The organism is Tepidiforma bonchosmolovskayae (genome assembly GCF_008838325.1).
GTDB classification, from domain to species: Bacteria; Chloroflexota; Dehalococcoidia; order Tepidiformales; family Tepidiformaceae; genus Tepidiforma; species Tepidiforma bonchosmolovskayae.
The window spans coordinates 2,597,749-2,624,745 of record NZ_CP042829.1; the positions used below are offsets into that span (position 1 = coordinate 2,597,749).

27 protein-coding genes are annotated in these 26,997 nt (G+C 68.0%); 20 read left to right on the top strand and 7 right to left on the bottom strand.

Features of this window, described 5'->3' with window-relative positions; translation table 11 throughout:
* Positions 1-3: 3 nt before the first annotated feature.
* From argC to Tbon_RS13000, 13 genes are all read left to right on the top strand, one after another.
* The gene (gene argC, locus Tbon_RS12945; protein ID WP_225734645.1) at positions 4-1,035 is read left to right on the top strand and encodes an N-acetyl-gamma-glutamyl-phosphate reductase; all 1,032 of its coding nucleotides are present in this window, start codon (positions 4-6) and stop codon (positions 1,033-1,035) included.
* Entirely contained in the window at positions 1,035-2,231 is a 1,197-nt protein-coding gene (gene argJ / locus Tbon_RS12950) for a bifunctional glutamate N-acetyltransferase/amino-acid acetyltransferase ArgJ (RefSeq protein ID WP_158068081.1), read from the top strand. The genes argC and argJ overlap by 1 nt, the downstream gene beginning before the upstream one ends.
* Complete coding sequence (gene argB, locus Tbon_RS12955) at positions 2,228-2,995, top strand: acetylglutamate kinase (protein WP_192497994.1); 768 nt, start codon at positions 2,228-2,230, stop codon at positions 2,993-2,995. Before argJ ends, argB begins: the two co-directional genes overlap by 4 nt.
* Before the next feature lie 103 nt (positions 2,996-3,098).
* Entirely contained in the window at positions 3,099-5,159 is a 2,061-nt protein-coding gene (gene ppk1, locus Tbon_RS12960) for a polyphosphate kinase 1 (RefSeq protein WP_192497995.1), read from the top strand.
* Positions 5,160-5,213: 54 nt separating this feature from the next.
* Complete coding sequence (locus Tbon_RS12965) at positions 5,214-6,416, top strand: acetylornithine transaminase (RefSeq protein WP_158068084.1); 1,203 nt, start codon at positions 5,214-5,216, stop codon at positions 6,414-6,416.
* Positions 6,417-6,436: 20 nt separating this feature from the next.
* Complete coding sequence (locus Tbon_RS12970) at positions 6,437-6,793, top strand: SdpI family protein (RefSeq protein ID WP_158068085.1); 357 nt, start codon at positions 6,437-6,439, stop codon at positions 6,791-6,793.
* 69 nt (positions 6,794-6,862) lie between these two features.
* Positions 6,863-8,101: an argininosuccinate synthase gene (locus Tbon_RS12975; RefSeq protein WP_158068086.1), complete on the top strand. Its 1,239-nt coding sequence runs from the start codon at positions 6,863-6,865 to the stop codon at positions 8,099-8,101.
* A gap of 19 nt (positions 8,102-8,120) precedes the next feature.
* Entirely contained in the window at positions 8,121-8,471 is a 351-nt protein-coding gene (locus Tbon_RS12980) for a hypothetical protein (RefSeq protein ID WP_158068087.1), read from the top strand.
* Position 8,472: 1 nt separating this feature from the next.
* On the top strand, positions 8,473-10,104 hold the full coding sequence (locus Tbon_RS12985; RefSeq protein ID WP_158068088.1) for an alpha-amylase family glycosyl hydrolase: 1,632 nt from the start codon (positions 8,473-8,475) through the stop codon (positions 10,102-10,104).
* Positions 10,105-10,140: 36 nt separating this feature from the next.
* Positions 10,141-10,710: a hydrolase gene (locus Tbon_RS14020; RefSeq protein WP_192497996.1), complete on the top strand. Its 570-nt coding sequence runs from the start codon at positions 10,141-10,143 to the stop codon at positions 10,708-10,710.
* On the top strand, positions 10,707-11,198 hold the full coding sequence (locus tag Tbon_RS14025) for an MgtC/SapB family protein (RefSeq protein WP_192497997.1): 492 nt from the start codon (positions 10,707-10,709) through the stop codon (positions 11,196-11,198). The genes Tbon_RS14020 and Tbon_RS14025 overlap by 4 nt, the downstream gene beginning before the upstream one ends.
* A 122-nt stretch (positions 11,199-11,320) precedes the next feature.
* The gene (leuS, locus tag Tbon_RS12995) at positions 11,321-13,765 is read left to right on the top strand and encodes a leucine--tRNA ligase (RefSeq protein ID WP_158068089.1); all 2,445 of its coding nucleotides are present in this window, start codon (positions 11,321-11,323) and stop codon (positions 13,763-13,765) included.
* 138 nt (positions 13,766-13,903) lie between these two features.
* Positions 13,904-14,563: a bactofilin family protein gene (locus tag Tbon_RS13000; protein WP_158068090.1), complete on the top strand. Its 660-nt coding sequence runs from the start codon at positions 13,904-13,906 to the stop codon at positions 14,561-14,563.
* Positions 14,564-14,680: 117 nt separating this feature from the next.
* Here the strand turns inward: Tbon_RS13000 and Tbon_RS13005 are convergent, their stop codons facing one another.
* The 6 genes from Tbon_RS13005 to Tbon_RS13030 all read right to left on the bottom strand — a co-directional run bounded on the left by Tbon_RS13005 (position 14,681) and on the right by Tbon_RS13030 (position 19,559).
* Complete coding sequence (locus Tbon_RS13005; RefSeq protein ID WP_158068091.1) at positions 14,681-14,935, bottom strand: hypothetical protein; 255 nt, start codon at positions 14,933-14,935, stop codon at positions 14,681-14,683.
* A gap of 100 nt (positions 14,936-15,035) precedes the next feature.
* A complete protein-coding gene (locus tag Tbon_RS13010) occupies positions 15,036-15,572 on the bottom strand; it encodes a hypothetical protein (protein ID WP_158068092.1) in 537 nt (178 codons plus the stop codon).
* Between the two features lie 2 nt (positions 15,573-15,574).
* Complete coding sequence (gene coaD / locus Tbon_RS13015; protein WP_098504045.1) at positions 15,575-16,057, bottom strand: pantetheine-phosphate adenylyltransferase; 483 nt, start codon at positions 16,055-16,057, stop codon at positions 15,575-15,577.
* Positions 16,054-16,614, bottom strand: coding sequence for a 16S rRNA (guanine(966)-N(2))-methyltransferase RsmD (gene rsmD, locus Tbon_RS13020; protein ID WP_192497998.1), 561 nt, complete (start codon positions 16,612-16,614; stop codon positions 16,054-16,056). The genes coaD and rsmD overlap by 4 nt, the downstream gene beginning before the upstream one ends.
* The gene (locus Tbon_RS13025) at positions 16,614-18,317 is read right to left on the bottom strand and encodes a glycosyl hydrolase family 18 protein (RefSeq protein ID WP_158068094.1); all 1,704 of its coding nucleotides are present in this window, start codon (positions 18,315-18,317) and stop codon (positions 16,614-16,616) included. Before Tbon_RS13025 ends, rsmD begins: the two co-directional genes overlap by 1 nt.
* 33 nt (positions 18,318-18,350) lie before the next feature.
* Entirely contained in the window at positions 18,351-19,559 is a 1,209-nt protein-coding gene (locus tag Tbon_RS13030; RefSeq protein WP_192497999.1) for a S1C family serine protease, read from the bottom strand.
* 119 nt (positions 19,560-19,678) lie between these two features.
* Here Tbon_RS13030 and greA point away from each other — a divergent pair, with 119 nt between their 5' ends.
* The 7 genes from greA (at position 19,679) to sucC (ending at position 26,286) form a co-directional block, all read left to right on the top strand.
* Positions 19,679-20,146: a transcription elongation factor GreA gene (gene greA / locus Tbon_RS13035; RefSeq protein ID WP_098504041.1), complete on the top strand. Its 468-nt coding sequence runs from the start codon at positions 19,679-19,681 to the stop codon at positions 20,144-20,146.
* Between the two features lie 86 nt (positions 20,147-20,232).
* Positions 20,233-21,690 carry a lysine--tRNA ligase gene (lysS, locus tag Tbon_RS13040; RefSeq protein WP_158068325.1) on the top strand — a complete coding sequence of 486 codons (1,458 nt, stop codon included), beginning with the start codon at positions 20,233-20,235 and terminating at the stop codon, positions 21,688-21,690.
* 3 nt (positions 21,691-21,693) lie between these two features.
* Positions 21,694-22,206 (top strand): NUDIX hydrolase, encoded by a 513-nt coding sequence (locus Tbon_RS13045; protein ID WP_158068096.1) that lies wholly within the window; start codon positions 21,694-21,696, stop codon positions 22,204-22,206.
* Complete coding sequence (gene serS, locus Tbon_RS13050; RefSeq protein ID WP_158068097.1) at positions 22,200-23,492, top strand: serine--tRNA ligase; 1,293 nt, start codon at positions 22,200-22,202, stop codon at positions 23,490-23,492. Before Tbon_RS13045 ends, serS begins: the two co-directional genes overlap by 7 nt.
* 129 nt (positions 23,493-23,621) lie before the next feature.
* Positions 23,622-24,179 carry a hypothetical protein gene (locus tag Tbon_RS13055; protein ID WP_158068098.1) on the top strand — a complete coding sequence of 186 codons (558 nt, stop codon included), beginning with the start codon at positions 23,622-23,624 and terminating at the stop codon, positions 24,177-24,179.
* A 91-nt stretch (positions 24,180-24,270) separates the two neighbouring features.
* On the top strand, positions 24,271-24,978 hold the full coding sequence (locus Tbon_RS13060) for a PP2C family protein-serine/threonine phosphatase (protein WP_158068099.1): 708 nt from the start codon (positions 24,271-24,273) through the stop codon (positions 24,976-24,978).
* Between the two features lie 48 nt (positions 24,979-25,026).
* Positions 25,027-26,286 (top strand): ADP-forming succinate--CoA ligase subunit beta, encoded by a 1,260-nt coding sequence (sucC, locus tag Tbon_RS13065; RefSeq protein WP_158068100.1) that lies wholly within the window; start codon positions 25,027-25,029, stop codon positions 26,284-26,286.
* A 93-nt stretch (positions 26,287-26,379) separates the two neighbouring features.
* On the opposite strand, the gene Tbon_RS13070 is transcribed toward sucC, so the two are convergent.
* Complete coding sequence (locus Tbon_RS13070) at positions 26,380-26,994, bottom strand: ATP-dependent Clp protease proteolytic subunit (RefSeq protein WP_192498225.1); 615 nt, start codon at positions 26,992-26,994, stop codon at positions 26,380-26,382.
* Positions 26,995-26,997 lie beyond the last annotated feature (3 nt).

Genomic DNA, 26,997 nt, shown 5'->3' on the forward strand with positions numbered 1-26,997 from the left:
CCCGTGACGTACCGCGTGGGGATTATCAACGTGACCGGCTACGCCGGCATGGAGGCGGCGCGCCTCCTCTGGAATCACCCCGCAGCCCGCCTGGTGGCAGCCACCGGCCGGTCGCTCGCGGGCCAGCGGCTCGGCGATGCCTTCCCGTCGCTCGGCCTCTACGCAGACCTGCCCATCACGGAGAGCATCGAGGCCGACGTCGATGTCGTCTTCTCGTCGCTGCCGACTGCGGAGAGTGCGAAGGCCTGTGCGCCCTTCGTCCGCGCGGGCGTGAAGGTCATCGACATCGCAGCCGACTTCCGGCTGAAGGCGCCGGGGGCGTTCGAACAGTGGATGGGCGGCGGCCAGCCGCACCCCGCGCCCGACCTCCTGCCCGAAGCCGTCTACGGCCTCCCCGAGCTGAACCGCGACCGCATCGCCGCAGCCAGGCTGGTCGCCAATCCAGGCTGCTACCCGGCGGCGGCGATCCTCGCCCTCGCCCCGGCGGTGAGCGCCGGCATCATCGCGCCCTCGATCGTTGTGGATGCCAAATCCGGCATTTCGGGCGCGGGGCGCGGGAGCGGGGGCGGGTTCGGCTACAGCGAAGTGAACGAGGACGTCTCGGCCTACAAAATCGCCAACCACAACCACCAGCCGGAGATCGCCCAGGAGCTCGGCGCCCTCCGCGGCGGTGACGAGCCGCGGGTCACCTTCGTCCCGCACCTCGTCCCGATGACCCGTGGGATCCACGCCACCTGCTACGCGCCGCTCGCTCGCGAGATCACCCAGGCCGAGGTCCTCGACCTCTATCGCGATTTCTACCATCACGCTCCGTTCACTTCGGTGTCGACCGTTCCCCCGCACACCAAGCACACGCTGGGAACCAACCGCTGCATCGTGCACCCCGTGCTCGACGCCCGGAACGGCGTGCTCGTTGTGGCCAGCGTCCTCGACAACCTCGGCAAGGGAGCTGCCGGCCAGGCGATCGAGAACATGAACCTGATGCTCGGCATCGACCAGACTGCCGGGCTGCAGCTGCCGGCGGTGTACCCCTGATGGCGACAGTCGACCCGGCCGGCCACGTCACCTCGCCCGCCGGTTTCCGCGCGGGCGCGACCTACGCCGGCGTCAAGACCTACGGCGACGGCAAGCTCGACCTCGCCATCCTCGTCAGCGATTACCCCTGCACGACGGCTGCCGTGTACACGCGGAGCCGCCTCCACGCGGCATCGATCGATATCAACCGGGCGAAGCTGGCAGGACGGCCGGCCCGCGGCGTCGTCGTGAATGCGGGGGTTGCGAACGCGAGCACCGGCGAACGCGGGCTTCGCGACGGCTACGAGCTCGCCCGTCTCGCCGCCGGCCACGCCGGCATCCCGGCCGAGGAGATGCTGGTCTGCAGCACCGGGGTCATCGGGCATTTCCTCCCGATGGAGAAGCTCGGCGGGGCGATGCCATCAATCGTGCTCCATCGCGACGGGGGGCCGGAATTCGCCCGGGCCATCATGACAACCGACACGCGCCCCAAGAGCGGCGCGGTACGCTTCGGCCCCTACACCATCGGCGGGTCGTGCAAGGGTTCGGGCATGATTCACCCGAATATGGCGACGATGCTCGCTTTCCTCACCACCGATGCGCCGGTCGAAGGCACCTTCCTTCAGCAGGCGTTCGCGAAGGCGGTCGACGACTCATTCAACCTGGTATCGGTCGACGGCGATACCAGTCCCAGCGACACGGCTCTGCTGTTCGCCAACGGTGCGGCCGGCGGCAACCCCATCCGGCCCGGCCACCCGCTTGCGGCGGAGTTCGAGGCCGCCCTGCGCGACCTGTGCGTTTACCTCGCCAGGGAGGTGGCCCGCGACGGCGAAGGCGCGACCCGGCTCATTGAGTTCACGGTCACCGGCGCGGCCACCGCGGAAGACGCCCGCGCGCTGGTGCGCCTCCTCAGCACCTCCTACCTCCTGAAGTCGGCCGTGCACGGTGCCGACCCCAACTGGGGGCGAATCGCCGCCGTTGTCGGCCGTTCCGGGGTCGACCTCGACGAAGAGGCCGTGACCATCGACCTCTGCGGCACGCGCGTGTTCGAGCACGCCCGCCCCACCGCCTTCGATGCAGACGCCCTCTCTGCAGCGATGCGGGCGAGCGAGGTGGAAATCCGGGTCGACCTCGGCGTCGGCTCTGCCGCCGCGACCGGATGGGGGTGCGACCTTTCGGCCGAGTACGTCGCCATCAACGCGGACTACCACACATGACCACCGGGCCATTCGTCATCAAGGTCGGGGGCAGCACGCTCGGCTCGACCGACACCACCTACGCGGATATCGCCGCGCTCGCCCGCTCCGGTGACGTTCCGGTGGTCGTCCACGGCGGGGGCGCCGAAGCGAGCCGCTGGCTCGAGGCAATGGGCATCCCGTCCCGCTTCGAACGCGGCCTGCGGGTGACCGACGAGCGGGTGCTGCCGGTCGTCGTCGCGGTGTTCGCCGGGCTGGTCAACAAGCGGATTGTCGCCGCGATCAACGCCGCCGGGGCAGCGGCCGTGGGGCTCAGCGGGGCCGATGGCCGGGTGCTCGAGTGCCGCATCGCCGACCTGTCCCTCGGATTCGTCGGCGAGCCCGTCCGCGTCAATCCCGGCCCCATCATGGCGCTCCTGCAGGCCCGTATTGTGCCGGTCATCGGCCCGATAGGCGCCGTGCCCGGGGAACCGGCCGACCAGCTGGTCAACGTCAACGCCGACACCGTTGCCGGCAACATCGCGGCGGCCCTCGGCGCCCGGCGGCTCGTCTTCCTCACCGATGTCGACGGTGTCCGCGATGCTGCCGGCGAGCGCATCCCTCTGCTCGATGCCGCCCGCGCCCGGGCCCTCGTCGCCGACGGCACCATCTCCGGCGGCATGGTCCCCAAGATCGAAGCCTGCCTCCACGCGCTGGCGCTCGGCGTCGCTGTGCAGATTGTTGATGGCACCCGCCCGGGGGCGCTGCAATCGCTCGAAGGCACCGGGACCCTGCTCGAACCCTGACGAGGCTTAACACTTCCGGGTATCCTTGCGTGGTACGGTTGGTGCAACGCAGGTCACCATGGAAGGCGCCCCATCATCCGCCCGGTCCGAGTCTCATGTCCCCATGCCGGGCGGCCATCCGCCGGCGTGGGACCTTGATGACCCGGCACTGTATCTGAACCGCGAACTGAGCTGGCTCGAGTTCAACCAGCGGGTTCTTGCCGAGGCCAGTGACCGGCGCAACCTCCTGCTCGAACGGGTGAAATTCCTCGCAATTACCGCGAGCAACCTCGACGAGTTCTTTTCCAAGCGGGTCGGCTGGCTCAAGCGGATGCTCGCCACCGATGCGCGGACCCGGACGGTGGATGGCCTCACCATCGCCGAACAGTACGACCTCGTGGTGAATCGCTGCCATCGCATGCGCCGCGATGCCGAGGCTGTCTGGCACTGCGAGCTGCTTCCCGAGCTCGCCGACCACGGCATCCGCATCGTCCGCTTCACGGAGCTGGAACAACCAGCCCGGCAGGCCCTGCGCGAGTACTTCGAGCGCTCCATCTTCCCGGTGCTCACCCCCCTCGTCGTCGACCCGGCCCATCCGTTCCCGTTCATCTCGGGCGGGTCGCTCTCACTGGCCCTGAACATCCGCCATCCCGGCACCGGCCAGGACAGGTTCGCCCGCGTCAAGATTCCGCCGAACCGGCCGCGCTTCGTCGAGGCCGGCGATTTCCGTTTTGTGCTGCTCGAAGACCTGATCGCCGCGCACCTCGACATGCTGTTCCCGGGCATGGAGGTGACAGACTGGCAGGAGCTGCGGGTGCTCCGCAGCGCCGAAACCGGCGCTCCCGGCGAAGAAGCGGATGACCTCCTGGAGCTGATCGAGAGCGCACTTCGCCGCCGCCGCCTGGCGGAGGCCGTTTCCGTCGAGATTACCGGTGACCTCCCGTCGGCCCGCATGGAGCTCCTGCTCGAGGAACTCCAGGTGTCCGAGCGCGATATCTACCGCTCCCATGGACCGCTGGGCCTGCAGGACCTGTTCCAGATTGCGAGCCTCGACCTGGCGCCGCTGCGCGACCCGCCGTTTACACCGGCGGTGCCCTCTGCCTTCGCCGGTCCGGGCGATGCACCCGGCTTCTTCGCGACGATCCGGGAGCGCGACCTGCTCGTCCACCATCCCTACGAGTCGTTCGACGAGACCGTCGTGCGCTTTGTGGAGGAAGCTTCCGAGGACCCGGCCGTCCTCGCCATCAAGGCGACGATGTACCGCACCTCGCCGGACTCCCCCATCCTCGAAGCGCTCATCGACGCGGCCGGGCGCGGCAAACAGGTCGCGGTCCTCGTCGAACTGACGGCGCGGTTCGATGAGGCGAACAATATCCTCTGGGCGCGCAAGCTCGAGGCTGCTGGTGTTCACGTCGCCTATGGCCAGCCCGACCTGAAAATCCACTCGAAGATTTGCCTCGTCGTTCGCGAGGAGGCGAACGGCGTCACCATGTACGCCCATATCGGGACGGGCAATTACAACTCCCGAACGGCCCGGATCTACACCGACCTCGGCCTGTTTACCGCGGACCCCAGCATCTGCGGCGATATTCTGCGCATCTTCAACCTGCTCACCGGCTTCGGTGAGCAGTTCCGGACCGACGTCGTGCTGGCTGCGCCCTCGAACCTCCGCCAGTCCATCACCGACCGCATCCGCCGCGAAATCGAGCACGCGCGCGCGGGACGCCCCGCCCGGCTCATCTTCAAGATGAACGCCCTCGAGGATTTTGAGTGCACCCGACTCCTCTACGAGGCGGCCATGGCCGGTGTACAGGTCGACCTCGTCATCCGCGGCATCTGCCGGCTTCGGCCCGGGCTCCCCGGGCTATCGGAGAACGTCCGGGTCGTCAGCATCATCGGGCGGTTCCTTGAGCACGCCCGCATCTACTACTTCGAGAATAACGGCGACCCGGAGTATTTCATCGGCAGCGCCGACCTGATGAAGCGCAACCTCGACGAGCGGATCGAGGTCCTTGCGCCTGTGCGGTCGCCTGAGCACCGCGCGCAGCTCCGCGAACTCCTCGAGCTGCAGCTGAACGACCGGCGCCAGGGCTGGCGGCTGCGCGACGCAACCTGGGAGCGGGACCCCTCCGTCACCGAGCCCGGCTGCCAGGCGATCCTCCTCGAACGTGCCCCCTTCTCCTGACTGGCGGGATGCGCCCGGCCGCCGCGAGGCCGTACCATGCCCCGGGAGGCCCGCATGACTGACTGGATCGCCGAAGAGCACCGCTATCTGTTCCAGAACTATGGCCGGCAGCCGGTCGTCATCGAGCGTGGGCAGGGGACACGCGTCTGGGACATCGAAGGGAACGAGTACCTTGATTTCGTCGGCGGAGTTGCCGTCAACGTCCTGGGCCACAGCCACCCGGCCGTCGTGGCCGCCATCGCCGACCAGGCCGGCCGCGTCATCCACACGTCGAACCTCTTCTACACCACGCCGATGATCGAACTCGCCCGGCTGCTCGTCGAGCGGTCAGGGCTCGACCGGGCGTTCTTCTGCAATTCCGGCACCGAGGCGGTCGAGGCCGCCATCAAGCTCGCCCGGCGCTGGGGCCACGATACCCGCGGCGGGGCGTTCGAAATCATCACCACCACCGAGAGCTTCCACGGGCGGACCATGGGTTCGCTTTCGGCGACCGGGAACCAGCGCTACCGTGAGCCGTTCGAACCGCTCGTTCCCGGTTTCCGGATTGTGCCCTGGAACGACCTCGATGCCGTCCGGCAGGCGACCACCGACCGGACGGTCGCGGTCATGGTCGAGCCGATCCAGGGCGAAGGCGGCGTCAACATGCCTGCGCCGGGCTACCTTGCGGGGCTCCGCGCCTGGTGTGATGAACGCGGCCTCCTCCTGATCTTTGACGAGGTACAGACCGGCATCGGCCGCACGGGGACGTTCTTCGCCTTCGAACACGACGGCGTGCGGCCTGACGTCATGGCCCTGGCGAAGGGGCTTGCCGGCGGCGTGCCGATCGGCGCAATCCTCGCCCGGGACGAGGTCGCGGCCCACTTCGTGAAGGGCGACCACGGCAGCACCTTCGGCGGCAACCCCCTCGCCGCTGCTGCCGCCCTGGCTACCGTCCGTGAAGTGCTCGCGCCCGGGTTCCTCGAGCGCGCCCGGGAGGCCTCGGCCCGGCTGGTTGAGCGTCTCCGCTCGCTCGAAGACCGGTACGGGCTGGTCACCGAGGTGCGCGGCCGGGGCATGCTGCTGGCAATCGGCCTTGCGCGCGATTGCTCGGCCGAGCTGGTCGACGAGGCGCGCAGGCGGGGCCTGCTCGTGAACAACGTCCGGCCGAACGCGATCCGCCTGATGCCCCCGCTCACTGTCTCTCATGACGAAATTGACCGGGCCTGCGACATCCTCGAAGCCGCCATCCGCGCCATCGAGGGCGCATTCAGCAAGTAGGCTGGAGGCAACAGGGGCGAATGTGGACCGTGCTTATTGTCGAGCTGGTCGCCGGCCTGGTCCTCGGCTGGGTCGGTTGGCTCGCGCTGACCGGGAAGCTTCCCCGGCAGGGTTTTGCCGGGATCCGCACCCGCTACACGCTTTCCAGCGACCAGCGATGGGAAGCGGTCCACCGCCACGGGGGCCCGTACCTCGTATTCGGGGCTGTCGCCGTAGCCGCTGCCGCCGCGGCCCTCCTCCCTTTCGCCATCGCCGGCGCGCTCCCGCACGGATTCACCGTCGCTGCCGTCCTGGCAATCGCCGTTGTGGCGGTGGGTTCCGCACTGGCCGCCTGGCGCATTGGCGAATCCCGCGCACGCGCCGAGCTGGGCGACTGATGGCGGGTTTCCCGCTGCCGGGCGCCCGGCGATACTGAGGCAACACCGCAATTCGCCCGGGGAGCCAGCGTGCCGAAGCTCGTCCTTGCCTACTCCGGTGGCCTCGATACCACCACCGCCATCAAGTGGCTGACCGTCGAACAGGGCTACGAGGTCATCGCCCTGAATATCGATGTCGGCAAGAGCCGCGAACAGCCGGTCGTCGAATCGCGTGGGCTCGCCGCCGGCGCCGTCAAAGTGCGCGTCATTGACGCCCGCGAGGATTTCCTCCGCTACTTCGCCTTCCCGGCGCTTGCCGCCGGCGCCGTCTACCAGGACCAGTATCCGCTCGCGACTGCGCTCGCCCGGCCGCTCATGGCCAAGCTGCTGGTTGATGTCGCCCACGAAGAGGGCGCCGTGGCCGTGGCCCACGGCTGCACCGGCAAGGGGAACGACCAGGTCCGCTTCGACGTTGGCATCCAGACGCTCGACCCGAGCCTAAAGATCGTCGCCCCCACCCGCGAGAACGCCATGCCGCGCGAGTACCAGATTGAGTACCTCAAGCGGCACGGCGTGGACATCCCCTGGGGCGACAAGGGCCCGTTCAGCATCGACGAGAATCTGTGGGGCCGCAGCGCCGAAGCCGGGGTCCTCGAGGATCCCTGGGCCGAACCCCCGCGCGAGGCGTACGAGTGGACGTGCGACCCGGAGGAAGCGCCTGCAACACCTGCGTACATCGAAATTGAGTTCGAATCCGGCGTTCCCGTTCGGCTCGATGGGCAGGAGCTTGGCCCGGTCGAGCTCGTCGAGCGGCTGAACGACCTCGGCGGCCTGCACGGCGTCGGGCGCATCGACCACATCGAAGACCGGCTCGTCGGCATCAAGAGCCGGGAGATCTACGAGGCGCCGGCTGCGGTGATTCTCCACACCGCCCACGCCGCCCTCGAGGCGATGACCCTCTCGAAGCAGCAGCTCAAGCTGAAGAAGTACATCGCCACGGAGTACGCCGAGCTCATCTACAACGGGCTCTGGTTCAGCGCCCACCACCAGGACCTCGCTGCCTACGTCGCCAGCACGCAGCGTCACGTGACCGGCACCATCCGGGTCAAGCTTCAGCGCGGACGGGCGGTCGTCGTCGGCCGCAAGGCGCCCCGTTCGCTGTACGACCGGGGGCTCGCTACCTATGATCGGGGCGACACCTACGACCAGTCGGCGGCAGTCGGCTTCATCAACATCTGGGGCCTTCAAACGCGCACGCAGGTCCGGACGCAGCTGCTGGCCGACCTGCCCGAGGCGCTCCGCATCGCGATGCCGCACCAGCACGACTGACCAGAGGGGAACCATCACCATGGCCGTTGCTACCGAACCAGCGGGCTCCGTCAGCTACGAAGGCCCGAGCCCGGATACCGAGTTCCTGGGGTACGCACAGGCGAACTTTCTCGTGACCGTCCCGGGGTGGAAGGCACGCGAAGTTGCGGTCCTGCTCAATGCCCCTGCTGCCCGTCGGCTCATCCAGGAGCTTGGGCGCGAGGACACGCCGGAGCTGCGGGACGAGCTGGCCCGGATTGTGGGCGAGGCCTGGCTCCGGCGGGTCGTCGAAGGGCGCGCCCCGTTCGAGTCGATCGTGACCGTTTCCAACGGCTTCCTCGACGAGCACCCCGATCTCCTCGCCGAGGTCCGCGCGGCAGCAGCAGCCTGAGATGGACGCACCCGGGCACGAGTGGTGGCGGGAGGCCGTCTGCTACCAGATCTACCCGCGGAGCTTCCAGGACTCGAACGGCGACGGCATCGGCGACCTTGAGGGCATCATCCGGCGGCTGGACTACCTGAACGACGGCACGCCGCACTCGCTGGGCATCGATGCGGTCTGGCTTTCCCCGACCTACCCCTCGCCCATGGCCGATTTCGGCTACGACGTCGCCGACTACTGCGACGTCCACCCGGATTTCGGCACCCTCGCGACCATGGACCGCCTCATCGCGGAGTGCCACCGGCGCGGCATCCGTGTCCTGCTCGATTGGGTCCCAAACCACACGAGCGACCAGCACCCCTGGTTCATCGAGTCCCGCTCGTCCCGGGAGAGCCCGAAGCGAGACTGGTACATCTGGCGGGACCCGCGCCCGGATGGCTCGCCGCCGAACAACTGGCGCTCGGTCTTCGGCGGCCCCGCATGGACGTTCGACGAGCGCACCGGCCAGTACTACCTGCACTCATTTCTGAAGGAGCAGCCGGACCTGAACTGGCGCAACCCGGAGGTCGAGGCGGCCATGCTCCAGACACTCCGTTTTTGGTTCGAACGCGGCGTCGACGGGTTCCGCATCGACGTCATCGGGCGCACCCTGAAGCATCCAGATCTCCCGGATAATCCGCCCAACCCCGAGTGGCGGCCGGGCGACCGGGAGCGGTTCAGCCAGCTCTGGCTCTACAACCACAACTATCCCGACGTGTTCAACGCGGTGAAACGCATCCGGAAGGTCTTCGACGAGTACCCGGGGCGGGTCGCCGTCGGGGAAGTATTCGGTACGCCAGAGGAGATCGCCCGCTTCTACGGGGACGCCGACTCCCCCGGCCTCCATCTCGCCTTCAACTTCCACTTCATCCACGAGCGCGGGCATGCCATCACCCCGTGGGAAGCACCGGTCCTGCGACGCATCATCGCGAACGCCGAGGCCACCGTTCCGCCGTTCAGCCAGCCCTGCTTCGCCCTGAACAACCACGACCGCTCCCGCTTCGTCACCCGGCAGAACCACGACGGGCGCGGGCTCGAACGGGCGCGGGCTGCGCCGCTCCTCCTCCTGGGCCTGCGCAACACACCCTTTCTCTACTACGGCGAAGAGATCGGCATGGCCGATGTGGACATCCCACCCGAGCGCCAGCAGGACCCTGCCCGGTTCAGGTCGGTCGGGCGCGACCCGGAACGCACGCCGATGCAGTGGGACGCCTCGCCGGGGCGCGGCTTCACGACGGGCGAGCCCTGGCTGCCGTTCGGCCCGCCTTCCCCGAACGTGGCCGAGCAGGACGGCGACCCTGACTCCCTCCTCTCGCTGTACCGGCGCGCCATCTGGCGGCGGAAGGAGCTCCCGGCGCTGCGGGCCGGGTCCCTCGCCAACCTGGGCGGCGACGAAGCCGTCGTCTCGTGGCGGCGGCAGACCCCGGGGGCGCCGGGGGTTGCCGTGGCAGTCAATACGGCGACCGTTCCCGCGCGGGCGCAGCTCCCGTTCCCGCGCGGGCGCATCGTGCTCTGCACCGTGCGGGCGCGCGAAGGAGAGCGCACCGGCGGCGAGGTTGAGCTGCCGCCGCTCGGGGCGGCGTGGATTGCGGAAGAGGCGTAGGTCACCCGCCGCGCCGGCTTTGGTATCCTCAGCGGCATGATCAGCCAGCGCCGCCGCGTCCTCATTCCCGGGCCAAAGGATGGCCCCGGGCAGCGTCCATCCGAAGGGAGCGGGCCCGCTTCGCCTGGGGCGCTGGAGACGTGCGATTGCCCCGAACTCGACCCTGCCGACTGGGACGGGATCGAGAGCGACTGGAGCGACATAACATTTGTTGCCACCACGGTGAACGCGGTCGCTGGGGTGCCGGTAGGATTCGAGAGCGCCCGGCAGGCGCTGTTCGACCGCGCCGCAGCGCTGGGTGCAACTGTCCCCGAGAGCCCCATGCTCCTCATCGGCGAGGGCCGCTTCCGGCGGCCGCTCCTGCTCGAGGTAGAGGATGTGCCGGAGGGGGCGCGCGATGTCGTGCGGCCGGGCGGGGTCGCGTACACCCGCCTCGTCCATGCGCCCTGGGGAGAGCTCGCGCGCGCCGCAAAACAGCTCCGCGCGGAAGCCGAGCAGCGGTATGGGCGCCAGCCCGCGAACCTGTACGCCTGGTATCTCACCTGCCGCATCTGTTCGCGGGAACGGAATTTCGAGACACTGCTCGTCGCGCACTACCCGGCGTGAGCACGGATGACCAGCTGACGCTCTTCGGCCGCGTGGCCCTCGCGCTCATTCTCGGAGCACTGGTTGGCCTCGAGCGCGAATTCCGGGGTCACGAAGCCGGCATCCGCACGAACTCCCTGGTCTGCGGCGCTTCGGCGCTCTTCGGCTCCATCTCGCTTCAGCTCGGCGACGACCGTATCGCGGCGGCGGTCGTGCAGGGCATCGGTTTCATCGGCGCCGGTATCGTCTTCCAGCGCGGCCGGACCGTGCACGGAGTGACCACCGCGGCGACCATCTGGATGATGGCTGCAATCGGGCTCGCCATCGCGAGCAGGCTCTACCTGCTTGCCGCACTCGTCGCCGTGACGGTCATCCTGCTGCTCGAGCTCGCGCCGGTAAGCGACTGGGTGCTCGCCCACTCCCGCAGGCGGGGGTTCATCCACGGCACAGGCCGCTACCGGCCGGCCGACAGCAGTCATGACGCCGGCGACGGCCCGCCGGTATCATAAGCCTCACCATGCCCTCCGCCTCCTCCCGACTGCTCCTTCGACGGCCCGGCGGCGCCTAGCCGGCCGGGCGTACCGGACTTACTCTTCGACCAACCCTGGCACCCCATCCGCTGGAGCTGATCATGCCTGATCGCTACGACCCCGCCGTGATCGAACCGAAGTGGCGCGAGCGCTGGCTCGCCGACCGGCTCTACCACGCGCCCGACGATGACCCCCGGCCGAAGTGGTACGCGCTCACGATGTTCCCGTACCCCTCGGGCGACCTGCACACGGGCCACTGGTACGCCATGGCGCCCAGCGATGCCGCGGCGCGCTACCGCCGGATGCAGGGGTACAACGTCCTCTTCCCGATGGGCTTCGATGCATTCGGGCTGCCTGCGGAAAACGCGGCCATCAAGCGGGGCATCGACCCGAAGGCGTGGACCTACGCAAATATCGACCGGATGCGCGGCCAGCTCCGGATGATGGGCGCTTCGTTCGACTGGGACCGCGAAATCATCACCAGCGACCCCGAATACTACAAGTGGACCCAGTGGTGGTTTCTCAAGTTCTACGAAAAAGGTCTGGCGTACCGCGCAGAAGCAGCGGCCAACTGGTGCCCCGGCTGCCAGACCGTGCTCGCCAACGAGCAGGTCATCGATGGCCGCTGTGAGCGCTCCGACGACATTGTGGAGCGCCGTTTCCTGACGCAGTGGTTCTTCCGCATCACGGCCTACGCCGAAGAGCTGCTCAGGTTCGAGGGCATCGACTGGCCAGAGCGCATCAAGGTCATGCAAACGAACTGGATCGGGCGGTCGGAAGGCGCAACGCTCCGCTTCCCGGTCGATGTGGCGGGCATCGATGAGCCGATCAGCGTGTTCACGACACGGCCCGACACCGTCTACGGGGCAACGTTCATGGTGCTGGCGCCCGAGCACCCGCTGGTTGAGCGCATTACCACGCCGGAATGCCGCGCCGCCGTCGAGGAGTACCGGGTTTTCACCAGCCGCCAGACGGAAATCGAACGGCTCTCGACGGAAAAGGAGAAGACCGGGGCGTTCACCGGAGCCTACGCCATCAACCCCTTCAACGGACAGCGCATTCCAATCTGGATCGCCGATTACGTGCTGGTCACCTACGGGACCGGCGCGATCATGGCAGTGCCGGCCCATGACCAGCGCGACTTCGAATTTGCGCAGAAGTACGGCCTGCCCATCATTCCGGTCTTCGACCACCCGGAGATCGACGTCACGCGGCCGCTGAAGGCGGCGTTCGAGCGCGGCACGAAGATGATTAACTCCGGCCCGTTCGACGGAACGCCGGCGGAAGAAGCGATCCGCCGGATTGTCGCCTACGCCGAAGAGCATGGCATCGGGAAGGCGACGGTCACCTACCGGCTGCGCGACTGGCTGATCTCCCGGCAGCGCTACTGGGGCGCACCGATTCCCATCATTCACTGCCCTGACCACGGCATTGTGCCGGTCCCTGAGAAGGACCTGCCCGTCCTTCTCCCGGAGAACGTGAAGTTCGACCCTACGGGTCAGTCCCCGCTGACGCAGGTCGAGGAGTGGGTGAACGTACCGTGTCCGATTGACGGCCGGCCTGCGCGACGCGAGACCGACACCATGGACACGTTCATGTGCTCCAGCTGGTACCAGATGCGGTACATCGACCCGCACAACGACGAGGCCCCGTTCCGGAAAGAGCTCGCCCGGAAGTGGCTTCCCGTGGACCAGTATACGGGCGGGGCCGAGCACGCTGTCATGCACCTGCTCTACACGCGATTCTTCTGGAAGGCGGCGCGCGATCTCGGCATGGTCGAAGGCGACGAGCCGATGCTCCGGCTGTTCAACCAGGGCGTCATCCTCGGGCCGGACGGCAACCGCATGTCGAAAAGCCGAGGCAACGTCGTCGCCCCCGACGAACAGGTCGCGCAGTGGGGCGCCGACTGTTTCCGCTGCCAGCTGATGTTCGTCGGCCCGTGGGACCAGGGCGGGCCGTACAACCCCACGGGTATGGCGGGCATCTCGCGGTGGCTCCACCGCCTCTGGTCGCTCGTGGTCGACCCTGTCGAACTCACCGACGCGCCCGATGCCCCTGCGACCCGCGAGCTCCGGCGCATCACCCATAAGACCATCCTGGCCGCCACGCAAGACATCGAGCACTTCCGCTTCAATACGATGATTTCGCGCCTCATGGAGCACTCCTCGGCGCTCCAGCGTGCTCGTGAGGCCGGCCACGTCGACCGGGCCGCGTGGGAGGAAGGCATCCGTACGGCGCTCCTGCTCACCGCACCGCTTGCGCCGCATATTACGGAGGAGCTGTGGGAGCGGATTGGCGGCCCGTACTCTATCCACCTGCAGCGCTGGCCCGAGGCCGACCCGGACCTTGCCCGCGACGAAGAGGTGGAGATCGCCGTCCAGGTGAATGGCAAGGTCCGCGACCGGCTTACGGTGCCGGCCGATGCCGACGAGCCGTTCGTCGTCGCCCGCGTCCGCCAGCTTCAGCGTGTCGCTACCCTGCTCGACGGAAAGGAACCCCGCAAGGTGATCTACGTGCCGGGCAAGCTGGTGAACATCGTCCTTTGATCGCGTTTCGCGCTGAGCTTAGGGTGCGAAATCACGGGGAATTTACATTTGCCGGTGGACGTTCGGTAGCTCCCGCGGTACGTTCGCAGCAGGAGCCTGCGTGCACCCCGCAAGCACGCGTTCCCTGGAGGGCACCCTATGCAAATCAAGAAAAACCCGCCCGCAACCGTCTACCCGGACGCCGTGAGCCGCTATGAGCGGGAGCGCATGGTCCCCGAGGCGGAGCAGTACAGCGAGACATCGAGCGAGGCGGTCTACAGCCGCGGAACGGCGCCGCGGCAGGCCGCCCCTGCGCCTCGCGGAGAGGAGCCGCGGGGAGAGGCCCCGCTCCGAAGCGAGAGCACCATCGACCGCCACTCCTCCTTCGATGGGCGCTTCGAAACGGAGCAGGATCTGCGCATCGAAGGCGCTATCAGCGGCGAGGTCATCTGCCGCGGCACGCTGACGCTTGAAAAGGACGCCTCGGCCCGGGCGCGTGTCCAGGCCAGGGAGGCTGTCGTCAAGGGGCGCCTCGAAGGCGACATCGTCTGTTCCGCCCGCCTCACCATCGCGTCGACTGCGGTCGTCACCGGCACGGTCCGCGCCCCGATTCTCGTGGTGGAAGAGGGCGCCTCGATCTCCGGGAACGTCGACACGACGCAGAAGGCGAGCGAGGTTGTCTCCCGGTCTGCGCGCCCAGCCGATGTCACGGCCGCCGCGGTCGATGCGCCGGCTCCGGCCCGGCAGCCCCGGCGGGACGCGCCGTCGTTTGCCCTCGTTTCCAGCGAAGCAGAGCCGGCGATTGCCGACCGCCGCTGAGCGCTCACTCAGTCTCTACGCAGGGAGCATTCCGCTGCGACACCAACGGGGTTCGCCGTTACGGCGAACCCCGTTCTGGTTTTCCTCTACCGCCGCTCTTCGCCGCGATAGCGACAGTCAGGCGACAGTGAAGTAGACGACCCCGTCGACCACCCAGGTGTTGGCGCTCTTTCCGGTGCGGCGGGCCGCACGGCTGATGCGCATTGCAATCGAGCGGGGCGTTTCACCCGGGCCGGGAACGAGTTTCCCAACCTTCCCCTGGGGAACCTGTTCGACGTACTTCTCGTACTCACGCATCCGTGCGGCAAGCCGCCCCGTTTGGCGTGGAGGACGAGGGGCCTCCGAATCCCTGATGACTGCGAATTCTGCCATGTAGTCGCCTCCTTGGAATGATGCTTGAGAAAAGCTGAGTATTCCCGCTGCACGTGCAGGATAGCGACACACGGACGCAATGACAAAACCGGGAAACGAGTCAGGCCTGCTCGCGGTCCAGCTGCTCGAGGTTCTCCCGCACCGAGCTGAGCAGCTGGGTCAGAAGCCGTTCCAGGCGCAGCAGGACTTCCCGCGTGTAGCGGTTGAGGTTTTCAAGCTCCTGCCGCGTGGCTTCGGCAGCCTCGCTGAGGTGTGCTGCCGCAGTTGCGTCGGCTTCCGCAATGATCTGCCTGGCGCGTGCCTCCGCATCCATCAGGAGCTGCTGTGCCCGCTCCTGCGCTGCGCGCGTCAGCGCGTGCTCGTCAATGAGCCGTGCGCGCTCCTGCTCGGCCCGTTCGAGCGTCCGCCGCGCGGTCAGATGTGCGTCGTCGATTATCTGCTGCCGCGCTTCGAGCACCTGCTGGGCCTGCCGCAGGTCCGCCGGGATGGCGAGACGGAGCTGGTCGATGAGGTCGAGCAGCCGCCGCCGGTCCACGACCAGGTTGCCGCCCACCGGCAGTCTGCGCGACTCGATGACGAGCTGTTCCAGCCCGTCGATGAGGTCGAGAAACTCGAGCTGGGGCCCTTCCGGGCTCACGGTTACTCCTGTCCGAGTTTCCGGCGCAGCGCAGCACGCACATGCGGCGGCACAAGGTCGGCAACATCGTAGCCGAGGCGCGAGACCTCGCGAATGCGGCTCGCACTGATGTACAGGAACTCCTGGTTGGCCATCAGGAAGACAGATTCGAGGTGGGGCGCCATTTTCCGGTTCATCATCGCCATGTCGAACTCCACCTCGAAGTCGCTGACGGCCCGGATGCCCCGCACAATGGCGACCGCGCCCTTTCGCTTGGCAAATTCGACGGTCATCTCGTCAAAACCTTCGACCTCGACCGTCGGCAGATTGGCCACCGCCTGTTTCACCATGTCGATCCGCTCTTCCCACGTGAACATCGTCGCTTTATCCCGCCCCTTCACGACCGCGACGATCACGCGGTCGAACAGGTGGGTCATGCGCACGATGAGGTCGAGGTGACCGTTGGTGACCGGGTCGAACCCGCCCGGGTAGACTGCAATCCTCATTCGCCCTCCAGGTGGCCGTAGAACGCAACGGCGGTGTCGCCGTACGTGCGCCGGTCGAGGAGCTGGAGCCCTTCCGGCCGCACCGGCGGATTGTACCGGCTTCCATGCTCGAAGACGATCCGCCCGCCGGGCGCAAGAAGCCGGCTCAGCCGCACAAGGACCTCCTCCTTCGATTGGTCGTCATAGGGCGGGTCCATGAAGATCAGGTCGAACGTGCCCTCGATGCGGTCGAGTGCTGCCGGAAGCCGACCGCGCAGGACGGTTGCCTGCGCCGAAAAGCCGGCCCGCGCCAGGCTCTGGAGGATCGCCTCGACGCAGGCGGCCTCACCCTCAAGGAAGGTGGCATGGGAAGCCCCCCGGCTGAGGGCTTCGATGCCGAGGGCGCCGGTGCCGGCGTACAGGTCGAGCACCCGCGCGCCTCCGACCGCGCTGGCGAGGATGTTGAAGACGGCCTCGCGGACAAGGCCGGACGTTGGCCGCAGGCGAACTCCGCGCGGCTCAACCAGCGGAACGCCGCGGGCGGAGCCCCCGGCGATGCGGACACCTTTGCCGGCCATCAGTTGCCTGCCGTGGGGGATGGGGTTGTGGAAGCGGCCTGCCGGGGCCGAACAACCACGTCGACCGAATTCTCGAAGAGGGCCGCGCCGTCGCTCAAGGTCAGGGAAACGGTGTACGTGCCCGGCTCGGCCGGTGTGAACCACCGCGCCGACCCGCGGCCGGTGTCTTCGATTGTGCCCCCGCTGACCGACCATTTCGGCTTCAGGTCCTCGGCGTTCGGCTGCATGAGCGTCGGGAGGCCGCTGGTGACGAACGGGATGAGCGCCGGCCAGATGTCGCCGAGCAGCACGTTTTCCGATGCATCTTCGATGGCAACGCCGCCCAGCCGGTACGTTGGTATGAGCTCCAGCTTGAACCCGACGCTAAAGACGTTCTCAAGGTAGATGGTCCGGCTGCCGCCGCCCTGGGCTTGCTTGTAGCTGAAGGCGACGGTCGCTGTCTCGGGGTACCAGCGGATGCCGGTGAGCCCCTCGTCGCGGTCGATGTTGGTGCCCGCGACGTTTACCTGCGTGCTCACGGTGATGGCCTCGGCCTGGGCCCGGATGGAGATGCGCGTCGCGATATTCATCGCATCGACGAGCGTGAGGCGGTTGATCGTCTCGCCGCCGGTTTCCGTCGCGTAGGGGGAAACGGTCAGCACCAGCTTTGAGGGCTGCACGCGCCCGGTCAGGAAGGCAAGCACCTCAGGCATCACCAGCCGGAACGTCGCCTGGTCGCGGTAGGGAGCGATTTTGATCAGGTCCACGCGTTCGGCAATTGCCTGGTAGTCGTAGGCCCCTTCGTCGATGCGGTTCTGCGTCTTGATCGGCGACGGCAGCGTCACGGTCACTTTCTTCCCCTGCGCATGGAGCACCTCGGCCAGCTCACCGATGAACAGCGTGAACGACGTCCGCTGGGTGGCGGGCAGGTCCAGGTAGGCGATGTCGATGCCATTGACGCCGGCTTCGTTAACCTTCGCGACGATCTGCTGGACGTGGTTGGTCCGCGACCGTGCGTCGGCCAGCAGCGACTCGACGACGGCGACCTGTCCCGGGACCGACGCATTCGCAGCGATGACGGGGTACACCTCGTACGTTGTGCTCTTCGGCACCGTTCGGCTGAGCTCGCCCGCGACGCCGCCGTCGGCCGCCGGCGCGAAGTCGATGGGGTGGACAATGGTCACGTGCGGGATGGCCTGCTGGTTGAGCGTCGCGTTGTGCGGGAGGTAGGCCACCACCTCGCCTGCCGGGGTGTTCCGTCGCAGCACGGCGATGACGGCCGGCGCGTCCTTGAAGGTGCCGGTGACCACCGCACCCTGCGCATCGGGCACTGCCGGGGCGACCGGCTCCCAGCGCTTCGCCGCCTCGTCATACCGGAAGAAGCTGAGCATGCGCCCGTCGCTGGCCGGTTTCAGCAGGGCAGCCTGCACCTGCAGGTCGAAACCGGGCTGCGTCGCCTGCGCCTTCGGGTTCAATTCGAAAATGCGGGAGGCGAACTCGTAGCCGTCCGGGGCTGCGATGTTCCGGTCCGACGGGCAGTAGACCTCAACGCAATCGCCGCCCCCGCACACGCGGCCGTATCCGAACCAAACGAGGAGCGCGACGCCCACGAGGATGGCGGCGAGCGCCGCGATGCGGGCCATCGGCCGCTGCCCGGGCCGACCCCCGAAGACCTGGTTGCCCCCGCCCGCTCCCCAGGGCAGGCGGCCGCCCCCTCGCATCATCGGCGGGGGTGCTCCGCATGGGCGTTACGCAGGCTATGACCGTTTCGCAAGTCGGACCTCGGTCTCGATTATGCGGCCATTCCGATTGAGGACAACCTTCACCGTTTCGCCCGGCTGATGCTTCGCCAGCGCGTTCAGCAGCGGCGTCTGCGCGTCGACCGCAGTGTCGCCGACCCGCATGATGACATCGCCCGCCCGGATCCCCGCCTGGGCGGCCACCCCTCCCTGCACAATCGTGAGGACGACCGCCCCGGTGCTGGTCGGGAGCGCAGGCAGGCGCGCGGCCACCTCGTCGTTCAGGTCGAGGTGGTCAAGCTGGAGCGACGGCCGGCTGATGGGGCCGCGCCCTGCGATGATCTGGTTCGCAATCTCCATCACACGCCGCGAGGGGATGGCGAAGGCCACGCCCTCGACCGTCTGGCCGCCGTTCGATTGCCGCAGGATGGTGGTCGGCATGCCGACAAACTGACCGGCCAGGTTTACGAGCGCCCCGCCGCTGTTCCCGCTGTTTATCGCTGCGTCAGTCTGGATGATGTCGTCGTGGCGCACGCCGTCGAGCACCCGCGACCGGTTCAGCCCGCTGACGACCCCAACCGTCACCGACCCGTACAGCTCGCCGAGCGGGTTTCCGATGGCCAGGACCGTTTCCCCCGGCTCAAGCTCGGCCGAATCTCCAACTTCGATGACGGAGAGTCCAACCGGGGCCACCTGCAGGACCGCAATGTCGTTGAACGGATAGTCGTGCCCGATGAGCACGGCCGGCCGCTCGCTCCCGTCAGCGAACACCACCTTCAGCTGGTCGGTCCCCATGACGACGTGAGCGTTGGTCACGATGTACCCCTCGGCGCTGATGACGACGCCGCTCCCGACGTCGAGGCTTCGGCGTGTCGCGCTCTCGACGCGCACCACCGCGGGGAGCGCCTTCCGTGCCGCCGAGGTGAGCGCCGTGGTGACCTCGAGTTCGACAGGGGTGCCGGTTGCTGAGGCCGTGCTGTCGGCGCCACCAGGCTCGTCATCGATGCCGGCAGCAACCAGCGCACCGGCGATACCCCCGATGACGGCTCCCACCACGAGCCCGCCGATGCCGAGCAGGAGCGCTCCGCTCCATCCGCCTCCCTTCGTCGGGGGCGAGGGCGCCGGCGGGTCGGGCGGAGGCTCGGATGCTCCCGGCTGCAGTACCGGCTCGGCCGGAGGCCGCCAGACTGTCCCTGTGGTGCCCGGTTCCCCCGGCCCCGTGCTCATGCCCCTACCCATCTTCGAAATTGCCCCCGGACGAGCGCCGTCGGTATACTTCGGCGGGAACTGAGGCAACGCGCGGCCTCAGTTCCTTTGTTCTCGCGCGGCATTGGCTAGGGTACGACATGACTGATAAGCCCGTTCCCCTGACCCGTGAAGGAAAGGCAAAGCTCGAGCAGGAGCTCGAGCAGCTCCGCATTCGGCGCCGAGAGGTGGCGGAACTGATCCACAATGCGCAGGAGCAGGGCTCCAGCCAGGCCGACGCCGAATACGACGACGCGAAGCTCGAACAGGGCCGCGTCGAAGGCCGCATTCTCGAGATTGAGGACATCCTGCGCCGCGCCAAGATTATCGACGAGGAGGCTGCACACGCGGCCGGGCGGGTTGTGGTCGGCTCCACCGTCGAGGTCGACCAGGACGGCACCATCCGCACCTACAAGATTGTCGGTCCTCCAGAGGCCGACCCGCTGAACGGGAAGATTTCGAACGACTCTCCGGTCGGCACTGCCCTGCTGGGGAAGGCTGTCGGCGACGTCGTCTCGGTGAACGTCCCCAAGGGGGTCATCAAGCTCAAGGTGCTCAAGATCGACTGACGCCGCGGTCGAGCGCACAATTCCAGCTGTGACGGGCCGCGGGGACGCGGCCCGTCGTCGTGAAGGAGCCGTTCGTGGATGAACTGATGGCGCAGCGGCTGGCGAAGCTCGAGGAGCTGCGCCGCCTCGGCATCGACCCCTACCCCCCGCGATGGGAGCGCACCCACACCTCCCGCGAGGTGGTCGCGATGGTCGAGGCCCTGCCAGCTGACCAGGCTGAAGCGGCCGGCGTGACGGTACGCGTTGCCGGCCGCGTCGTCGCGCGGCGGGACATGGGCAAGGCGACGTTCATGGACCTCCTCGACGGGTACGGCCGGCTCCAGGTCCTCCTCCGCGCCAACACCACCGATCGATACGACCTGCTGCGGCTCGTCGACCTCGGCGACTTCATCGGCGTGACCGGCACCCCCATCCGCACCCGGACGGGACAGCCGACGGTCCAGGCGTCGTCGTGGACCATGCTGGCAAAAGCGCTCCACGCGCCCCCTGAAAAGTACCACGGCCTCTCCGACCCTGACCTGCGCCAGCGCCGCCGCTACCTCGACCTCATGGCCAACGAGGAGACACGGCGCGTCTTCGAAATCCGCAGCCGCACGGTCGCCGCCATCCGCCGGTTCCTCGACGACCGGGGCTTCCTCGAGGTCGAGACGCCGATTCTGCAGGTGAGCGAGGGCGGTGCGGCGGCCCGTCCGTTCGTCACGCACTTCAATGCCCTCGATGAGCCCCGCGTCCTCCGTATCAGCCTTGAGCTCCACCTGAAGCGGCTGCTCGTCGGCGGCTTCGAGCGCGTCTACGAAATCGGGCGCAACTTCCGGAACGAAGGGATGAGCTTCAAGCACAATCCCGAATTCACGATGCTCGAATCGTACGAGGCGTACGCCGACTACAACGATGTCGCCGAGATGACGGAGGAGATGATCAGCACCGTGGCGCGCCAGGTGCTCGGCACCACCGTCATTGCGTTCCGCGGCCATCAGATCGACTTAGCACCGCCGTGGCGCCGGATGACCTTCATCGAGGCGCTCCGCGAATTCGGCGGCCCCGACCTGGAGACCATCACCGACGCCGATGCCCTGCGCGATGAACTCCGCCGCCGCGGGCTCCCGGTCACCGACCAGATGGGGTACGGCAAGCTGGCCGACGAAGCGATGTCCCACTACGTCGAGCCGAACCTCATCCAGCCGACCTTCCTGCTCGATTACCCTGTCGAACTTTCGCCGCTCGCCAAGCGGAAGCCCGAAAACCCGCGCCTCGTCGAGCGGTTTGAGTGCTTCATTGCCGGGTTCGAATGCGGAAATGCCTACACCGAGCTGAACGACCCGCTCGACCAGCGGCAGCGGTTCGAACAGCAGCTCGCGCTGAAGGCCGCCGGCGATGACGAGGTCGAGCTGGTCGACGAAGATTTCCTCTTCGCGCTCGAGCACGGCATGCCGCCGACCGGCGGCTTCGGGATGGGCATCGACCGCCTCGTCATGCTGCTGACCGGGCAGCCGTCCATCCGCGAGGTCATCCTCTTCCCGCCGGTGCGGGCGCGCGAGGACTGACGCGTGGAGCCAATCGAACGGCACCACACGGCGACGGCATACATCGTCGCCCGCGGCCGAACCCTGCTGCTCTGGCATCGCGGGCTGCGGATGTGGCTCCCGCCCGGCGGCCACCTCGAGCCGAACGAAGACCCGGTCCAGGGCGCCCTCCGCGAGGCGCGGGAAGAAGCCGGGCTTGCCGTGGAGGTCATCCCGCCGCCCGGCCTGCTTGCCGTTGAGCGGCCGATGGTGCTGCCGCCGCCCGCTGTCATCCTCATCGAGGACATCGTTCGGCCCGACCAGCCGTTCCACCAGCACATCGACCACGTCTACTTCACCGTGGCAATCGACCGGGTCGACTTCACGGCACCGATCCCCCACGGGCCGCACCGGTGGGTAGGGCTCGAGGATCTGCAGGCTGCGGTTGCGCTCCCCGAACCCGGTGGTACGCTCGTCCCCGTTGCCGAGGACGTTCGCCTCCTCGGCATTCGCGCCATCGAGGCAGCCGCGAATCGCGGGAGCGTACCCGGATGCTGAGCCTGCAATTCATCCGCGAGAACGCCGAGCGTGTCCGCAGGGACATGCTCCTGAGGAACGCGGACGTCAACATCGACCGCATTCTCCAGCTCGACGAGCAGCGGCGCGCGCTCCTCCAGCAGGTCGAAGGGCTCCGGGCGAAACGGAACGCCGCCAGCAAAGCCATCGGGGCCTCGAAGGACCCTGCGGAGCGCGAGGTCCGCATCGCCGAGATGCGTCTCGTCGGCGAAGAAATCGAGCGGCTCGAAGGCAAACTGCGAACCGTCGAGGAAGAACTCCAGCGGCGGCTGTACGAGGTCCCGAACATCGTCGACGAAGCCGTGCCCCGCGGCCCGGATGAGACGTCGAACGTCGTCGTTGAAACAATCGGTGAGCCCCGGGAGTTCGACTTCGTTCCCCGGCCGCACTGGGAGCTCGGCGTCATCGTCGACGGGCTGGATATTGAGCGCGGCGCGAGGATGTCGGGCTCCCGGTTCTACGTCCTCAAGGGGCCGCTCGCCCGGCTGCAGCGCGCGCTCATCCAGTTCATGCTCGACGAGCACGTTGCCGCCGGGTTCACGGAAGCGTACGTGCCGTACATGCTCTCCGAGGCGTCGCTGCTCGCCTCCGGCCAGCTGCCGAAATTCCGGGACAACCTGTATCGCGACGCCGAGGAGGACTTCTACTTCATCCCGACGGCCGAAGTCGCCCTCGTGAACTACCACCGCGACGAGATCATCCCGCCCGGCCAGCTGCCGCAGCGGTTCGTCGCCCATACGCCCTGCTTCCGGCGGGAAAAAATGAGTGCCGGCCGCGATGTCCGCGGCATCAAGCGCGGCCACCAGTTCGAGAAGGTCGAGATGTTCGTCTACTGCGAGCCGGAGGCCAGCCCGGCCGAATTCGACCTGCTGGTCAGCCGGGCAAAGCACATCGCCGCAGCGCTCGAACTGCCGCACCGGGTGGTCGCGCTGTGCAGCGGCGACCTCGGATTCAACGCCGCGCGGACCTTCGACCTTGAAGTTTGGGCTCCCGGCCAGGGCGAGTGGCTCGAAGTCAGCTCGGCCTCCAACTGCCTGGATTTCCAGGCGCGGCGCGCCAACATCCGCTACCGCCCGGCCCCGGACGCGCCGCTCCGCCACCCGCACATGCTCAACGCATCGGGTCTCGCGCTCCCGCGGACCGTCATCGCGGTCATGGAAAACTACCAGCAGGCCGACGGGAGCATCGTCGTTCCCACACCGCTCCGGCGGTACATGGATGCCGACGTCATCCCGGCCGTCGCGCCCCTGCCGCCGCAGCGGGATTGACCACGGCTTTACCTCTGGTCACGTTTCACACGCAAATTACACAACCGCGACCTCATTCAGTTCACCGGAACATTTCCCGGGCTCACACTCGTCTCCAGCACCAGATTCGAGCGTGACTGGAGGAATGTCATGCGCATCTTGAAGTTCGTCTCGGGCGCTGCACTTGCCGCGGCGCTCCTCCTCGGGAGTCTCGCCTCCGCTGGAGGCGCACTGGCGCAGTCGCCGCCGGAGCCGCCGTCCCGGTTCGCCGGGAGCGTGACGATCGATGGGCAGCCGGCCCCGGCCGGGACAGCCATTGAGGCCCGGGTCGGCACGGCCAGCTGCGGAGTGACAACCGTGTTCCTGCAGGGCGGGCAGGCCCGCTATGTCATCGACGTCGCCAGCGCGGCAGCCCAGACGGGTTGCGGCACACCCGGCGCTGCAGTGACATTCATCGTCGGCGGTACGCCGGCGCCCCAAACCGGGACGTGGCGCAACTACGAGCTTGCCCAGCTCGACCTCGCACTGACGGCCGCAACGCCGACGCCGGCGGCTTCCCCCTCCCCAACGCCGACGCCGCGGCCGCCGGTGGCGGGCACGTCCACCACGGCCGCCGAGGCTCCCAGCGCGTGGTGGCTGGTGGCGATGGCCGGGCTCGGCATGCTCGGATTCGCCGGCATGGGCTGGGCCGCGTCGCGGCGCGACTGACCGGGCCACCGCGCGCGGTGCAATCCCCGCACGTACCCGGCTGGGACTGCCCCGGTCGCCGCAGGCAACCGGGGCAGTATCATGTCGGCCAATGACGGACGTTCAGCATGGCCGCGCCGGCGCCATCGAGTGGGCTGCCGCGACGGATATCGGGCGCCGGCGGGACGAAAACCAGGACGCCTGGCTGGCTGAGGAGACGCCAGCCGGGCTCCTCCTCGCCGTAGCCGACGGCATGGGCGGTCACCCGAATGGGGCCTGGGCAAGCCGCTATGCCCTCGCCCGTTTCGCGGAAGGCGTGCGGGCCGCAACTCCGGAACAGGTCGATCTTGGGCAGGTCGCGAGGGCGACCAATGCCGACCTCCGCCGCGAGGCGGCCCGGATCGGCACGCCCAGGGCCGGCACCACACTGGTCGGCGCGCTGGTCCGGGGTGACCGCGTCCGCTGGATCAACATCGGCGACAGCCGCCTGTACGTAGCCTCGACGAACGGGCTGAAGCAGGTGAGCCGCGACCATAATCTCGCGGCGGAGCCGGGCGGAAGCCCGCGGCTCGCAAACATCCTGACCCGCTGCCTCGGGTCGGATGAGGCTGACCCCGATGTCGGCGCGGTTGAACTCGGCGCCGGGCTCCTCCTGGCCACCGACGGGCTCTACCTGCTCGTCCCGCACGAGACGCTGAGCGAGGCGCTTGCTGCCCCCGACCTGGCCGATGCCGCTTCCGCGCTGGTCGACCTGGCCAATGATGCCGGCGGCCCTGACAACATCACCGTCCTGCTCGCCCGGCCGGTGGCTACCGGCTAGCGTCGGGAGGCGGTACGCTTCCTCCCGCAATCCCTACCGGAGCACCCCATGAAGCTTCATGAGTACCAGGCGCGCGACCTGCTCGCGAGGAACGGCGTGCCGGTGACGGCAGGCCGCGTGGCTGCCACGCCGGCCGAGGCGCGGAAGATCGCCGAAGAACTCGGCGGCAAGGTCGTCGTCAAGGCCCAAATCCACGCGGGCGGCCGCGGCAAGGGCCGCCTCGTCGAGCAGGCGGAGACCGCAGAGATGTATCAGAAACTGGTCTCCGACCCGGAGAACTATTCGGGCAAGGTCCGCGGCGATCGGGTCGGCGGTGTGCGGCTCGCCGACACCCCCGAGGAGGCCGAGCAGGCTGCCGCCGCCATCCTCGGGAAACACCTCGTCTCCATCCAGACCGGTCCGGAAGGCAAGCTCGTCAAGCACGTGCTCGTGGCCGAGCAGACCGACATCGCGAAGGAGTACTACCTCGCCGCCATCATCGATGGCATGCAGGGCTGCCCGCTGATCATGGCGTCGGCCGAGGGCGGTCAGGAGATCGAGGTCGTGGCCCACCGGAACCCCGAGGCGATCGTCCGGATGCCCGTTCCCGCTGCTGCCGGCTACTCGCCGTACATCGGCCGCACGCTTGCCGCACGCCTCGGCTTCACCGGCGACCAGGCCGACCAGTTCGGCCGCGTGGTTGAGGGTCTCTACCGCACGCTGATGGCCACCGACGCCAGCCTCGTCGAGATCAACCCGCTCGCGCTCACGACCGACGGCCGGGTGGTGGCCGTCGATGCCAAGCTCAACATCGACGACAACGCGCTCTTCCGTCAGAAAGAGCTCGCTGCCATGCGCGACCTCGACGAAGAGGACCCGCTCGAGGTCAAGGCCCAGCAGCTCGGCGTCGCCAACTTCATCAAGCTCGACGGCAACATTGGGTGCATCGTGAACGGCGCCGGCCTCGCCATGGCGACCATGGACACCATCAAGCTCGCGGGCGGCGAGCCGGCGAACTTTCTCGATATCGGCACGGTGAACGACCCGCAGCGCGTGGTGAACGCGATGAAGGTCATCCTCGAGGACCCCGCCGTGAAGGCGATCCTCGTCAACATCTTCGGGGGCATGGCCCGGGTCGACATCATCGCTCAGGGCGTCATCGAGGCGCACCGGCAGATGAAGATCGATGTCCCGGTGGTGATGCGGCTCGTCGGCACGAACTTGGCCGAAGGCGAACAGCTCATCAAGGAGTCGGGGCTGCCGCTCATCCGCGCGAACGGCCTGTTCGAAGCGGCAAAGAAGGCCGTGGAGGCCGCGAACGCGGCCTGAGCCGCCCGGTCCCGTTTCGCGAACCCAACGAGGGCGCTCCGAACGGAGCGCCCTCGTTTCTTTCATCCGCGGTGTGCCGCGCCGGCGCCTGCCTCAGCCTGCGGCGACTTTGCCGTTCGGGCTCCCTTCGCCTTTCGGCGGCCGGTCGAGAATTTCGTCGATCAGGCCGTACTCCTTCGCAGCCGGCGGGTCGAGCCAGAAGTCCCGGTCGGTGTCATGCTCGATCTTCTCCATCGGCTGACCCGTCCGCTCCTGGATGATGGTCCGGAGCACGCGCTGGAGCCGGAGCGTCTCCCGGGCCTGGATCTCGATGTCGCGGGCCTGGCCCTGGGCGCCGCCGAGCACCTGGTGCAGGTGGATCGTGCTGTGCGGAAGCGCGTACCGCTTGCCTTTGGCGCCCGAGCAGAGGATGACGGTGCCCATGCTGGCCGCCAGGCCCATGCACAGCGTGGACACCTGCGGGCGGATGAGGTTCATGGTGTCGTAGATGGCCAGCCCGGCCGTCACGCTCCCGCCCGGGCAGTTGATGTACATCATGATGTCCTTCTCGTCGTCCTCGCGGGCAAGATAGAGAAGCTGGGCGACGACGAGGTTCGCGACCATCGCATCGATGGGGGTGCCAAGGAAGACGATCCGCTCCTTCAGCAGGAGCGAGTAGATGTCGTAGGCGCGTTCCCGCCGGCCGTCGCTCTCGATCACGAACGGCATGAT